The following is a 14,152-nucleotide window of genomic DNA, read 5'->3' as shown; positions in this document are numbered from 1 at the left end:
CAGTAATGTAATTACGGTTTTTTTGTGAGAAATATTTTTAATAAATAGTAACTTAGCAATTAAAAATTAAGCGTTATGAATTTCGATAACTACAAGATTATTCCAAATTACAATACACAAAAAACGGATCTATTTATAGCCGACGAAGAGGATATTCTGGCGTGCGAGAAGACATTAAATATAACTTTTGATGACGATTACAAAGAATATGTTCAAAATTACGGAAGCGGGATTTTAGGAGGAACTTATGTAAGAGTTTATCTTCCTGAAACAATAATTCTTACTTTAGAAGAATGGAAAAACCGTATTACTGAATATTGGTTTTGGGACGAAGGAAGAGAAGTTTTAACGAAAGAAGAAGTGCTAAAATCGATTAGAGTTGGAGATACTTTTGATGGAGATGAAATCATTCTTTTAAACAGCCAATATTATATTCTGCCACGATATAGCGAAATGATTTATAAAGCAGGAAATACACTTGAAGAAACAATTTCGTGGCTTTGTTCGTCTGGTATTTTGACAGAAGCGTTTTCTGAAAGAGAATTTGAACCTTTTGATCCAAGCGGTTTTTTAAATTCCAATTAAAAAAAAATCCAAATTCCAAGTGCACAAAATGCATTTTGGAATTTGGAATTTTAAAATTTTGGAATCTATTTTCTAGTATTCAGGAGCTAATTCCAGCTCTAAACCTTCTAACTCTTCGGTAATTGGAATCTGGCAGCCTAAACGACTATTAGACTTCACATAAAATGCTTCCGAAAGCATAGCTTCTTCATCATCTCCCATTTCTGGTAATGCAACATCATTAAGAACATAACACTGGCAAGAAGCGCACATGGCCATTCCTCCGCAGGTTCCTTCAACAGGAAGTTCGTATGCTTTGCATAACTCCATTATGTTCATTGCCATATCGGTTGGAGCTTGTAATTCGTGTATAACTCCTTCTCGATCTTTAATTTTAATTAATACATCCATTTTTAATTATTGGAATTTACTGTAGAATTTGAAAACGTGTTCAAACTCTTTATTAATTTTAACTTTTCTCTTTTAAGCTAAAAGCGTATTCTTTTCTATTACCATCTTTAAGGCGCATTTTTACACCAATAATATTACCTCCTTTTTCTAGTATTGTAACTAGAGAAATAACAGAGTAATAATCTTTGTCTGCTTGGAAAATTAAGGTCCCTTCGTATGTAGAGTTTAAAATTCCTTGTTTGTCTGTTTGCGCGCTAAGCTTTCGCGGATGCGAAAAATCGGCGGAGCTATAGGTTGCTTTATTTGAAAACTTTGCTTTTCCGTCGCAAAGATCATATAAGAAATCATAGTTTCCAATTCTTAAAGCGCCTTCTTCAGTTTTGCCATTTGTAGAAAAAATGATTTGTCCTGAATATTGGAAATCTGACCATTCCTCTGATTCATTTACCCAAGCTTTTTCAGCAAATAGTGTTTGGCCCTGTTGTGCATTTACAGCGCTTATAAAAAATAATAAAAAAAGAGCGTAAAAGTTTCTCATAAGTTTAAGATTTAAGGGTTATGTTGACAAATTTAAGTTAAAAATGTAACAATTCCTTAACAGAAACTCTTAAAACTTTGCATTGTTTTTTATGAATGTGGCAAAAAGAGCCTTTTTTTTGGTGTTATTTTATTGTTTTTTCAATTAAATAATAAAACACCTATTATTCTTGTTAAACCACGAGTGTTTAATTTTGAAGAAAAAGGAACTATTTGTTACATTACATTTACCACAGTTTCAATTTGTGGAGCATATTTTTTTATTGTTGTTTCAACACCTGCTTTTAGTGTCATTTGATTAACACTGCAGCTAATGCAAGCACCTTCCAAACGAACTTTTACATGTTTGTCATCTTCGATAGAGATTAATGAAATATCTCCGCCGTCAGATTTTAAGAATGGTCTTATCTCATCTAAGGCCAATAAAACATTACTTGTTAATTCTTCTGTTGTCATAATTTTATCAATTAGAAAATGTGTCAATTAGATAATTAGAAAATTCACTTTGAGCAAAATGATCTAATTGTCTAATTTTCAAATTATCTCATTAGTTTTATCTCAATTATCTAATTATTTTTTAACTGCCGAGCAACCTGCCATTGTTGTAATTTTGATGGCTTCTGTTGCTGGTAAGCTTTCGTTTCTGTTTACTGTTTCTTGTACAACGTTTCTAGTAATTTCTTCAAAAACTGTTTCTATTGGAGAACCAGTCTGCAATGCTGCCGGACGACCGTAATCTCCTGCTTCGCGAATAGATTGTACAATTGGAACTTCTCCTAAAAATGGAACTCCTAAATCTTCAGCAAGGTTTTTAGCACCTTCTTGGCCAAAGATATAATATTTGTTTTCTGGCAATTCTTCTGGTGTAAAATACGCCATATTTTCTATAATTCCTAAAACAGGAACGTTGATATTGTCTTGCATAAACATTGCCACCCCTTTTTTAGCATCTGCAAGTGCCACAGCTTGTGGAGTACTTACTACAACAGCTCCAGTAATTGGAAGCGACTGCATGATAGAAAGGTGGATATCTCCAGTTCCAGGAGGCAAATCTAGAAGCATGAAATCTAATTCTCCCCAATCTGCATCAAAAATCATTTGATTTAATGCTTTTGCAGCCATTGGACCTCTCCAGATTACGGCTTGGCTTGGTGCGGTAAAAAATCCTATTGAAAGCATTTTGATTTCGTAGCTTTCAATTGGCTTCATTTTAGATTTTCCGTCAACAGCTATAGAAACAGGTTTTTCGTTTTCAACGTCAAACATGATTGGCATAGAAGGTCCGTAGATATCGGCATCTAAAACACCAACTTTAAAACCCATTTTTGCAAGTGTAACAGCTAAGTTTGCAGTTACAGTAGATTTTCCTACTCCTCCTTTACCAGAAGCAACGGCAATAATATTTTTAATTCCAGGAATAGCACGGCCTTTAATTTCCGGTTTCTCTGCAGCTTCTACTTTAATGTTTACTTTTACTTTTGCATCTGGCGATATTAGATCATGAATTGTTTTTTTAATATCATCTTCTGCTCTTTTTTTGATGTGCATAGCAGGTGTATGCAATACAAGGTCTACAACAGCTTCATCTCCAAATGTAATGACATTGGTTACAGCGCCGCTTTCAACCATATTTTTTCCTTCTCCAGCAATAGTGATTGTCTCTAAGGCTTTTAGAATTTCTTTTCTATCTAGTTTCATTGTAATGGGCTATTTTTTTATTGTCCAAAATCAATCTTATAAGATTATATTTATTTAAACTGATTTCAGGGTGCAAAGATAACAGATTAAGTTCGGAAATTAAGCGTTTTTGAATTGTAATTATTGATATTGAGATTATTCAAAATTATGCTGTATTCATTTTTACCAGAAATCATAATTTGAGTAAGATCGATCGTTTTAATAAAGGCCGAAAAGTTTTTTCGTTTTAAACGAATTATTTTCCATAAGTTTTCTTTCAAATAAATAAAATTCTCACAAAACTTCGTTATATTTGATTACCCAAATCGATGATTACCAGACATAAAAAAAATATGTGAAAACTAAGGTTTTTTGAGTAATTTATTGGGTTTTCGGTATTTTTTTTAAAGTTATTTACCATTTAAAACTTTAAAAATATGCGAAATTTTACTTCTTCTTTAATTATTGTTACAGTCAGTTTTTTTGCATTTTCATTTAATTCGTTTTCCAACAATGCTAAAAGCAAGGCTGATTTGACAAATCGAAAAGCTGTTGCGGTCATTACTCTTGACGCGGCTTCTATTAATGCCTTTTTTAAAAAATACCCTAAGCTTAAAAAATACCAGAAAGATGTTGAAGGTATTTATAAGGCCAAAGCGTACAAATCTATTTGGTATGATGACAAAAGTATAACCGAATTTGGATCTTTATTGTACCAAAAAGTAAATGTTTTGAAAGATCAGGGAATTGAAGAAAAAATGCCCTATAAAGAACAAATTGATGAGGCTTTTAACGAAAGCTCTTCAAACAAACCATCTCAGCTCGATACCGAATTACTATTGACGAGTATGTATGTATTTTATGCCAGCAATGTATATTCTGGTGTTGATCCCGCAACATTGAAAAAAATAGGATGGTATCTGCCCGCAAAATCTATTTCATACACTCACATTCTAGATTCATTAATGGTAGATTCTGATCGATTGGATAAAGATGATAATCTTTTGTTTAGCCAATACTACAGATTGAAAGACGCGCTAAAAAAATATCGTAAAATAGAAACCGATAATCTATGGCAGAAAATTTCGATTGACAGTGCTAATTTTAAAGATCTAAGACCAGACGATACAGCTATTGCCATAAAGCAAATTAGAAATCGCTTGTATATTGTAGGAGATTTAAAAAAAGATTCAGGAAGTGATATTTATGATGAAGAATTGATGGCGGGAGTTTTAAATTATAAAAAAAGATATAATCTAAAGATAAATTATGCCCTTACTAGAGATATTGTCAATCAGATGAATGAGCCGATTAGTAAGAGAATCAGAACCATTATGCTGAATATGGAAAGATGCAGATGGATTCCAACCAAGCTGGCAAAAGCAGAAGAATATGTTATGGTTAATATTCCTTCATTCAGGCTGTTTTATGTTAAGGACGGAAAATATGATCTAGTTTCGGACATTTTTGTTGGTAACAGACTTAGTGAAACGGTGATTTTTAGCGGAAATATGGATCGAATTGTTTTTAGTCCGTATTGGTACGTGCCAAACAGCATTATTCAAAATGAACTAAAACTTCAGATTGCAAATGATAAAAACTATCTGGAAGAACATAATATGGAATGGAATGGAGGTAAAGTAAGGCAAAAACCTGGGCCAAAAAATTCTCTTGGATTAGTAAAATTTATGTTCCCAAATCCGAACGATATTTATATGCATGATACACCAGCAAAAAGTTTGTTTGATTTTGAAAACCGTACTTTCAGTCACGGTTGTATAAATGTAAAAGAAGCCAAACAGCTTGCATTGCATATTTTAAAAGATGATCCAGATTGGCCAGCAGACAAAATTGAGAGTGCTATGAATGGCGGAAAAGAAACAACTTGTATGCTTAAACGTAAAATTCCGGTTTATATAGGTTATTTTACATGCTGGGTTCAGGACAATGGAGAAGTTAATTTTTTCCCAGATGTATACGATCGTGACCAAAGTCTGGACAAGCTGATCTACAATGATTCTGTAACAATGAAAGACTAAAAACAGAAGCCCGACGGATTTTACTGAAATCTGTCGGGCTTCTTTAAAAAAAATGGTCTACAAGCTTATTCGTATTTTAGATACTTTAATACATCTATTCTAGTTACCTGAAATGCTTTTGTTAAAACAATCACTAAAGTTAGGAACAAAAGTGAAATCAGGGCAATTACAAACGGAATGGTCGATATTCCAATTCTAAAAGCGAAATCCTCAAGCCATTTCTGTAATAATATATAAGCAGGAACAATTCCGATTGCAAATCCTATAAAACAGAAAACAATATATTGTTTCGATAATTCTTTTAAGAGTATATCTGTTTCAGCTCCTAATGTTTTTCGAATGGCGATTTCTTTCAATCTTCTCTCCATCGAAAATGATGCCAAAGCAAACAATCCGAACACAGCAATTATAATTACAACCAAATTTAGAATAAAAAATAGGTTTTTTTGCTTCACTTGCTGCTCATAAGTCTTTGCAAATCCTTTGTTAACAAATTCGTAATCAAATGGATAGTCTGGGTTTACATTTTTCTCCCAATATAATTTCAATTTATCTAACGTTTCTGTTAAATTATTTGGAGAAACCTTAACAAGCACACTACCAAAGTTATTCCATTTTAAAGTTTTAAGATTTATAAAAACCATTGGTGGAACTTTATTTTGTAATCCCGTCAAATTGAAATCTTTCACTACTCCAACAATTTTAAACTTTAAATTGTCGCCATTGTTGATGCTCCATCCCGAAGTTACAACGGTATTAATCGGATCTTTCAAGTTTAACATTTTAACCAACGTTTCATTCATAAGCATGCCGCTTATAGTGTCTGAAGCGTATTGAGGAGATAAATCGCGACCTTTAACTATTTTTATTTTCATCATATCTAGGAAACCAAAATCCATTTCAATGTTTTTTGGCTGTACGAAAATCCCATTGTGCTTAAATCCTGAACTTGAACCTGAATTACCTCCAAAGGCTCCTGCAAATGTAGTAACATCAACAACGCCCGGAATTTTTTTAATTTCTTGTTTTGAAACTAAATAATCGTCAGTTCTTTTGAGTCTGTCTACAGTATTATAAGGAATAGAAATGACTTGATCGCCACTAAAGCCCAAATCTTTCTCCATCATATATTTTACCTGAGAATTAACAATTAGCGCTCCAATGATAAAGAATGCCGCGATTCCGAATTGAAAAATAAGCATCGAATTACGAATCCAGATACCACTTTTGCTGCGAGAGAAATTGCCTTTTAAAACTTTTAGAGTTTCAAAGTTTGAGATATAAATGGCAGGGAAAATACCTGCAAGAACGATAACTAATCCAAAAATAAAAATGAGCTGCAGGTAGAATTCACTGCCATTCATAGTCAGTGTTTTGTTTAAAAAATTGTTGTAATACGGTAATGAAAGTTCTACAATTGCCAAAGCAAACAAAATAGATAATGTTACAATTATTGCGGTTTCAAAAATAAACTGAATAATAATCTGGTTTTTTGAAGCACCTACAATTTTGCGTACTCCAACTTCTTTTGCACGTTTTATAGCCGATGCTGTTGCTAAATTGATGTAGTTAACCAATGATAAAACTAAAATCAAAACAGATAAGCCAGCCATAATGTAAAGCAATTTTAAATTTCCTACACCTTCAGGGTAATTTTGTCCCGCAGAGCTTTTTGTTCCGTGTAATCGAGATGTTTTTAATTGATCTAAAATGACTTTTATTTCACCGTTTTCTTTTACGTACTGAGCCACAGTCATACCGCTTTCTTTGGCATCTTTTACAGTTCTATTTACAAAATAAACATTTTGCATTTTCTTTAAAACAGTAGAAATGTCTGCATTTTTCTTTGTTTTAATAAGCAAACCATAATTAAAATTTCCCCATGCATCTAGGTCGCCTTCTCTCTTTACATCACTAAAAACAAAAGAAGGTTCTACAGATGACGGCCTAATGATGCGGTATACCGATTTTATCGTATAGTTTTTATTGCCATAAGAAATAGATTTTCCAATAGGATCTTCATTTTTAAAGATTAATAATGCTTGTTCTTCAGAAATTGCAACACTATTTTTTTCTTTTAAAATATTGCTTTTAGCACCTTTAATAATTTCAAAAGGGAAAAAATCAAAGAAATTTTCATCACTAGAAAGGATGTCTTTTGTCATCAGTTTTTGATTCTGATATTTGATTATGTCTTCATCGTACCATGTATGAAAGAAGCACACATTTTCTATCTCAGGAATAGAAGCTTTGCAAGTCTCGCCAAACGGAATAGAATTGGAGCCCCATGTATCTCCATTGCTAAGTCTATTAAGGACCATATAAGTATTCTCCTTTTCAGGATTCCATTGATCGTAAGAATGCTCATTGTTCCAATATAAAATGGCAAAGATTACGCCCGCAATTCCGATGCTTAATCCTAAAACATTTAAAAACGAAAACAGTTTGCTTTGCTTTAAATGATATATAAATATTTTAAACCAGTTAAAAATCATTTTGAAGTATATTTTTTATAGTTGATATGGTTGTTTTTGGATAACCTTTCGGTTTTAAATCATAGTAAATATTTTGCACACCAGTTCTACCAGAACTACTAGTGCAGTAACAATAATTTTAATCATCACTTTGTTATTTAGCGTCCATAAAAACATCAACATTTCGTTGATTTAACTTTTCAGAAAATATAACTCCGTCTTTCATGTGAATGGTTCTTTGCGAAAAAGAAGCATCATAATCAGAGTGGGTAACCATCAAAATAGTAGCGCCTTTAGCATGCAAATCGGTTAAAAGTTCCATTACTTCATTACCATTTTTACTATCTAAGTTTCCTGTTGGCTCATCGGCCAAAATAATTTTAGGGTCATTTACCAAAGCTCTTGCAACCGCAACCCTTTGTTGCTGTCCTCCAGAAAGTTGTTGTGGGAAATGTTTCAAACGGTGCGAAATGTTAAGCTTTTCTGCAATCGCTTCAATTTTCTGTTTTCTTTCAGAAGCTTTTACGTTGTTGTAAAGCAAAGGCAATTCGATATTATCGTAAACAGAAAGCTCATCGATTAAGTTGAAATTCTGAAAAATAAAACCAATGTTTTCTTTACGCACTTGTGCTCTTCCTTTTTCTTTTAGACCAATCATTTCCTGATCTAATAATTTGTAGCTTCCGCCATCTGCGCTGTCCAAAAGCCCGATTATATTTAACAAAGTCGATTTTCCACAGCCCGAAGGCCCCATGATAGTTAAAAAATCTCCTTTTTTTATTTCTACGTTGATACCGCTCAAAGCAGCAGTTTCTATTTCTTCTGTTCTAAAAACTTTGGTTAAATTCTGAATTGTGATCATAATTTTTAAGGTTTTGAAATGTTATTAAATACGTTTTTTGATTGATGATTGATTTTTTATAATTGTAAAATGTAAAATGTAAACTGTGAATGAAAACTGCGACCCTCTACTGCGACTGCGACTCAAGAGAAAGCTCTTCAATATCTTTATAATCGGTGTAAGAAGAAGTAACTACAGATTCGCCTTCTTTTAAACCTTCTAAAACTTCATAATACGAAGGATTTTCACGTCCTAATTTGATGTTTCTTCTTATCGCTTTGTTTCCGTTTACAACAAAAATCCATTTTCCTGCAGCTTCTTGGTTAAACGCTCCTCTTGGAATCACTAAGGTTCTATTCTTTTCAGACAAAATCAATTTTACGCCAAAGCTAAGTCCGTCCTGCAAAACAATATTTTCTTTACTTACAAAAGCAAGTTCTACAGTAAATCGTCCGCCTTTAACTTCCGGAATTACTTTGGTCACGATAACTTCAAGGTTTTTACCTTTAAATTCTACCTGTCCTTTTAATCCTTCTCTAAGTTTTTCTAGATAAAACTCGTCTACTTCGGCAATAAGTTTGTATCCTTTGTTAGAATCAATTCTTCCGATGCTTGCGCCTGCTTGAAAAGTTTTTCCTAAAACAGGTTCAAAAGAAGTTAATCGTCCTGTTTCTGGAGCTGTAATTAAGAAGTTCTTTTTATTGTTTCTCAGAATATCCAAACTCTTTTCCATTGTTTGGATCGAACGGTTTATTTGAGAAATCTGAACCTGATTGCTTTGTTTTTCTTTTTGAATGCTTTGCTGAATTGTTCTTTTGCGTTCTTCCTGAAAACGTAGGCTTTCTTTAAAAGTATTCCAGTCATTTTTAGAAATTACATCTTTCTCATACAGTTTTGCATTCATATCATACAATCTCTTTGCATCGTTGTAGTCGTGTTCAATTAAAACTAAATCTTTGTTTAAGTTCAATTCCTGATTTCTAATGTTTAATTTTCCAGTATTCAAATTGTTGATTTGCTCAATAATAGCCGTTTCTTGAGTAAGATAATTTAATTCTGTGTTCGGATTGTATAAACGAGCCAGCGATTGTCCTTTGGTAACCATTGCGCCATTTTCTACAAAGATTTCTTTTACAGAACCTCCCTCGGTAACATTCACAAGCATAACATTCAAAGGTTCTACTTTTGCTTGAAAAACTACAAAATCTTCAAAAAAGGCTTTTTCTGCTTTTTGAATTACCAGTTCGTCTGCTTTTACATTTAAAGTTCTTTTGGTATTAAATGCGAAAACACTAATGGTTAGCAAAACTAAAAAAACAGCAATTGCTATTGCGAGATACCTAAATTTTCTATTTTTACGAGGAATTATCGTGTCCATTTTTTAAATTATTTTACTGATAGTCAATAGGTAAATACTGTGCCATAAAATTTATTATTTGTAAAGTGTTGAATTTAAAGGAGCTTTAGAAAACACGTTAAAAAAGCAGTGTCCGATAATGAACAGTTGACCGTTCGGAAGCGGACAGAAAAAAGACCACATGAGAAAAAAACTAGCCCAAATATTAGTTGTTGACGATCAGGAAGAAATTCTTTTTTCTGCAAAAATGATTCTTAAAAAACATTTCGAGACCATTTTTACAACTAATAGTCCAAAAAAAATCATTTCAATCTTAAGCGAAAATGACATAAATGTGGTTTTGTTGGATATGAATTACCGAATTGGTTTTGAAGACGGCCGAGAAGGAATTCATTGGCTGAAGGAAATTAAAACGCTTTCTCCGAATACAATTGTGATTTTAATGACCGCTTTTGGTAAAATTGAAACTGCTGTAGAAGGTATTAAAATTGGAGCTTTTGATTATGTTTTAAAACCTTGGAATAACGAAAAGCTGTTGGAAGTTATTGATAAAGCAGTTGCAGAAAGCAGAAAAAACAGCAAAAAAACAATTTCAGAAAAAACAGAGGAGACCGAAAAGAAATATTTTGTCGGTACTTCGGCTAAAATAAAACAAGCATATTCTATTGCCGAAAAAGTGGCTAGAACAGATGCCAATGTTCTGATTTTGGGTGAAAACGGAACAGGAAAATATGTTTTTGCCGAATATATTCATCAGCATTCAGAAAGAAAAAATCAGCCTTTTGTGCATGTGGATTTGGGTTCTCTAAGCGATAATTTATTCGAAAGCGAACTTTTTGGTTACGCCAAAGGTGCTTTTACCGATGCTAAAATTGATACTCCAGGACGTTTTGAAAATGCCTCAAACGGAACTATTTTTTTAGATGAAATTGGAAATATTCCGCTTCATCTTCAGGCTAAATTGCTTCATGTTTTACAGACTAAAACCGTAACACGTTTAGGCGAAAGTAAACCACGACCGCTTAATGTTCGCGTTATTGCAGCCACAAACAGTGATATAAAAGCTGAGGTAAAAAATAAAACCTTCCGTGAAGATTTGCTGTACCGAATTAATACAATGGAAATTAATTTGCCTTCTTTGAGAGAAAGAAAAGATGATATTGTGCCGATGGCCAATTTTATTCTAGAGCAGATTGCCGAAAAATATAATCAGGAAAATTGGCATTTTGAAGATAATGTTGCCTTATATCTAGAAAAATATCCGTGGAAAGGAAATGTGCGCGAAATGGAAAACAAGATCGAACGCGCTTTGATTTTGGCTGAAAATAACATCATTTCGGTAATGGATCTGGATATTTTGGATTTTGAAGAAATTCAGGAAAATGATGAAAATCCGTTATCGGAAATGGAGAAAGGCGCAATTGAAAAAGCACTTTTCAAGCACAACGGAAACATCAGCAAAACTGCCGAAGAATTAGGTTTGTCGCGCGCTGCGTTGTACAGAAGAATAGAGAAATACGATTTGAAGAATTAAAGAGGAAGAAGCAAGAGGCAAGAATCAAGATTTTTGCTTTGTCTTTAGTCTCATGCAGATTTTGCAAATTTAACAGATAAAAAAATCTCTATAATCTTTTTAATCTGTGGCAAGAAAAAAAACAATCCGTGGTAAACAAAAAAATAATGAAGAATTGGAAATTTTATAATGCCTTGTTCGTGAGAGTCCTATTTGTAATGGTGCTCTTCCTTGCCAGTGCATTATTATTCTATAAAGGATTTCAATACAACGCTTTATTGGTTGGCGTTTTCGTTTTGATTTTCCTATTCGAAATGTATTTTTTTGTCAAAAACCAATTGCTGTTTTATGACAAAACGATAAACTCGATTCTACACGACGACTTTTCTGCCCATTTTCCAGAAGGACATAAAAAAGACAACTTCAATAGTCTGTATCTTTTGTATGATACTTTAAAGGTTCAGAAACAAGAGCAGATTTCCAAAGAATTGATTTATCGTTCGATTTTGAACAGTATCGATACGGCCGCTTTAATCTTAGAAAAAGAAAATGAGGATTGGTCCATTTTTATAATGAATGACTGTTTTTCTAAGCTTTTTAAAGTGCCAAAAGTAAGTCATTGGAAATACCTGAAAAACTATCTGCCGAGTTTGTGCGGAGAAATTGAAAAGGTTGATTTTACTGAATTAAAAACCGCTATTTCTATCAAAATTGAAGATCAGGATTTGCAGACATTTATGTTGCAGACTTCGTATACGCAAACCTACGATAAAGAGTATTTTATCATTTTATTAGACAGTATTCAGCGCGTTATTGAGAAGAAAGAAAAAGAAGCGTGGATTAATTTAATGAAGATCATTTCGCATGAATTAATGAATTCTTTAACGCCTATTCGTGCGCTTTCGCAGAATTTGCTTCATATTGTAGATCAGGAAGAGTTGGAAGAAGATGATTTTGAAGACATCAAAAGCAGTATTTCGACAATCATAAATAGAAGTGATCATTTGCAGTTTTTTGTGGAGAATTACCGAAAACTGGCAATGCTGCCAACGCCAAACAAACAAATGACGCCAATCAATGCTTTGTTTGAAGATTGTCTTCGAATTATGAGTCCGATTTTAAAAGAAGAAGGAATACAATTGGTGAACGAAATACACAGTTCGCGTTCTATTATGATTGATAAAAATCAGATGGAGCAGGTAATTATCAATTTGATTACCAATAGTATTCATGCATTAAAAGAAAAAACAGAAAAGAAATTAATTATTTCCAGTTATACAGAAAATAATCGCTTTTTCATTGTGATTTCAGACAACGGAAAAGGAGTAGATGCAGAAATTAGAGATAAAGTTTTCTTGCCATTTTTTACCACCAGAAAAGATGGAGCAGGAATTGGTTTGACGCTTTCCAAAAATATTATAGAAGCGCATGGAGGTTATCTAAGTTACCAAACGGATGAGGATAAAACGAGTTTTGTGATTTGCTTGATTTAGTAGGTTTTGCCACAAAGGCGCTAAGTCGCAAAGATTTTTTCCCGCAGATTTTGTAGATTCGGCAGATTTTGAATTAAAAAAAAGAAAATCGGCTAGATCTGCAAAATCTGCGAGAGAAAATAAAAATATAAATTCTTTCTGCTAAAATGAACTTATATCACTTATATGGTGAAAATGAATTTTATGATTCAACTTCCGGTTTCCAGAAATGTTTCTCAAAATCTACAATCTGATTGTTTACGACTTTAATCCCTTCGTTCTCTAAAAGCTGCTGCATTAAATTAGTTCCATCAAAATGATGTTTTCCTGTTAGTAGCCCTTTTTGGTTTACTACTCTATGTGCGGGAACATCATCCATATTATGGCACGCATTCATTGCCCAACCGACCATTCGTGCAGAACGTGCTGTGCCCAAAGCTTTCGCAATAGCGCCATAAGAAGTAACTTTTCCAAACGGAATTTGTCTGGCGATTACATAAACTCTTTCAAAAAAATTCTCTTCTGCCATTTTAGAATATTTTTACCATTAAGATATGAAGTTAATAAAGATAAAAACTTAATTTTTCTTGATCTCTTAATGGTTAATTTTATTTATCCGAAGTAGTAATTTAGGATATTAAAAAGTGTTGCTACAGCGACTAATCCAGTAATGGTTCCGATAATGGTATTCATGTTACGCATGAAGTAATCGGTTTTCTTTTCTATTCTTCCGAAAAAAGCAATATAACTGTATAAAATTCCAAAAGCGCCAAGAACAGAACCTAATACGAATGTTAGAATAATTGGGTTTTGAAATGTAAAAAGATTGTATGAAGCCAGTGTAACACTTACGACAACATAATACGGAATCGGAAAGAAGTTTAATCCCGAAAGCAGCATTCCGAGAAAGAAACTACTTTTTTTACTGCTCTTTTTTATTTTGGTTTTTTTCTTTGCTATTGGATCTTTCGCAAAAAATAAAAAGTAAATAGTTAAGATCGAAAAAATAACAAAACCAACTTCACGCAATAAGGTTACAACATCTGGGCGATTGTCTATAACACGTGCAAATAATACTGCGACATAAGCCTGAAAGAAAATAACGATAACAGCGCCGATTACAAATGACAATGCATTCTTTTTTCCCTCTTTCATTTTTATTTTGGCTGCTGTCATATTGAGCAATCCTGGCGGAATTGTCCCAATGGCTGCTGCGATAAAACCTGAAAGTAAAGGGGTAAGGTAGGTCATTTAGTTATTAAAATCG

General features: G+C 33.0%; 13 protein-coding genes. 4 read left to right on the top strand and 9 right to left on the bottom strand.

What is annotated here, in order from left to right; genetic code table 11:
• The first annotated feature begins 75 nt into the window (after nucleotides 1-75).
• Nucleotides 76-585 carry an SMI1/KNR4 family protein gene (locus AAYQ05_RS00160; protein ID WP_343540408.1) on the top strand — a complete coding sequence of 170 codons (510 nt, stop codon included), beginning with the start codon at nucleotides 76-78 and terminating at the stop codon, nucleotides 583-585.
• A 72-nt stretch (nucleotides 586-657) separates the two neighbouring features.
• On the opposite strand, the gene AAYQ05_RS00155 is transcribed toward AAYQ05_RS00160, so the two are convergent.
• The 4 genes from AAYQ05_RS00155 to AAYQ05_RS00140 form a co-directional block, all read right to left on the bottom strand.
• Complete coding sequence (locus tag AAYQ05_RS00155; protein ID WP_095929730.1) at nucleotides 658-975, bottom strand: 2Fe-2S iron-sulfur cluster-binding family protein; 318 nt, start codon at nucleotides 973-975, stop codon at nucleotides 658-660.
• A 58-nt stretch (nucleotides 976-1,033) separates the two neighbouring features.
• Nucleotides 1,034-1,513 carry a hypothetical protein gene (locus AAYQ05_RS00150; RefSeq protein ID WP_177211246.1) on the bottom strand — a complete coding sequence of 160 codons (480 nt, stop codon included), beginning with the start codon at nucleotides 1,511-1,513 and terminating at the stop codon, nucleotides 1,034-1,036.
• Between the two features lie 215 nt (nucleotides 1,514-1,728).
• Nucleotides 1,729-1,968, bottom strand: coding sequence for a NifU family protein (locus tag AAYQ05_RS00145; protein WP_095929732.1), 240 nt, complete (start codon nucleotides 1,966-1,968; stop codon nucleotides 1,729-1,731).
• A 114-nt stretch (nucleotides 1,969-2,082) separates the two neighbouring features.
• The gene (locus AAYQ05_RS00140; protein WP_281634574.1) at nucleotides 2,083-3,210 is read right to left on the bottom strand and encodes an Mrp/NBP35 family ATP-binding protein; all 1,128 of its coding nucleotides are present in this window, start codon (nucleotides 3,208-3,210) and stop codon (nucleotides 2,083-2,085) included.
• Between the two features lie 416 nt (nucleotides 3,211-3,626).
• On the opposite strand from AAYQ05_RS00140, the gene AAYQ05_RS00135 reads away from it, so the two are divergent.
• Nucleotides 3,627-5,228 carry a L,D-transpeptidase family protein gene (locus tag AAYQ05_RS00135; RefSeq protein ID WP_343540406.1) on the top strand — a complete coding sequence of 534 codons (1,602 nt, stop codon included), beginning with the start codon at nucleotides 3,627-3,629 and terminating at the stop codon, nucleotides 5,226-5,228.
• A gap of 65 nt (nucleotides 5,229-5,293) precedes the next feature.
• On the opposite strand, the gene AAYQ05_RS00130 is transcribed toward AAYQ05_RS00135, so the two are convergent.
• The 3 genes from AAYQ05_RS00130 to AAYQ05_RS00120 all read right to left on the bottom strand — a co-directional run bounded on the left by AAYQ05_RS00130 (nucleotide 5,294) and on the right by AAYQ05_RS00120 (nucleotide 9,921).
• Complete coding sequence (locus tag AAYQ05_RS00130; RefSeq protein WP_343540405.1) at nucleotides 5,294-7,723, bottom strand: ABC transporter permease; 2,430 nt, start codon at nucleotides 7,721-7,723, stop codon at nucleotides 5,294-5,296.
• A 133-nt stretch (nucleotides 7,724-7,856) separates the two neighbouring features.
• Entirely contained in the window at nucleotides 7,857-8,564 is a 708-nt protein-coding gene (locus AAYQ05_RS00125; protein WP_111376033.1) for an ABC transporter ATP-binding protein, read from the bottom strand.
• A gap of 106 nt (nucleotides 8,565-8,670) precedes the next feature.
• Nucleotides 8,671-9,921, bottom strand: coding sequence for an efflux RND transporter periplasmic adaptor subunit (locus tag AAYQ05_RS00120; protein ID WP_343540403.1), 1,251 nt, complete (start codon nucleotides 9,919-9,921; stop codon nucleotides 8,671-8,673).
• Between the two features lie 160 nt (nucleotides 9,922-10,081).
• Between AAYQ05_RS00120 and AAYQ05_RS00115 the strand changes: the two genes are divergently transcribed.
• Together AAYQ05_RS00115 and AAYQ05_RS00110 are read left to right on the top strand one after the other, a co-directional pair.
• Nucleotides 10,082-11,434 carry a sigma-54-dependent transcriptional regulator gene (locus AAYQ05_RS00115; RefSeq protein WP_343540402.1) on the top strand — a complete coding sequence of 451 codons (1,353 nt, stop codon included), beginning with the start codon at nucleotides 10,082-10,084 and terminating at the stop codon, nucleotides 11,432-11,434.
• Nucleotides 11,435-11,580: 146 nt separating this feature from the next.
• Nucleotides 11,581-12,906 (top strand): sensor histidine kinase, encoded by a 1,326-nt coding sequence (locus AAYQ05_RS00110; RefSeq protein WP_343540400.1) that lies wholly within the window; start codon nucleotides 11,581-11,583, stop codon nucleotides 12,904-12,906.
• 181 nt (nucleotides 12,907-13,087) lie between these two features.
• On the opposite strand, the gene AAYQ05_RS00105 is transcribed toward AAYQ05_RS00110, so the two are convergent.
• Together AAYQ05_RS00105 and AAYQ05_RS00100 are read right to left on the bottom strand one after the other, a co-directional pair.
• Nucleotides 13,088-13,414, bottom strand: coding sequence for an MGMT family protein (locus AAYQ05_RS00105; protein ID WP_111286436.1), 327 nt, complete (start codon nucleotides 13,412-13,414; stop codon nucleotides 13,088-13,090).
• Between the two features lie 83 nt (nucleotides 13,415-13,497).
• Nucleotides 13,498-14,136 carry a LysE family transporter gene (locus AAYQ05_RS00100; protein WP_111286085.1) on the bottom strand — a complete coding sequence of 213 codons (639 nt, stop codon included), beginning with the start codon at nucleotides 14,134-14,136 and terminating at the stop codon, nucleotides 13,498-13,500.
• Nucleotides 14,137-14,152 lie beyond the last annotated feature (16 nt).

It is taken from the genome of Flavobacterium movens (genome assembly GCF_039581425.1).
Classification (GTDB): domain Bacteria; phylum Bacteroidota; class Bacteroidia; order Flavobacteriales; family Flavobacteriaceae; genus Flavobacterium; species Flavobacterium luteolum.
Note: the sequence above shows the minus strand (reverse complement) of the source record. Positions and strands in the feature narration are given on the sequence as shown.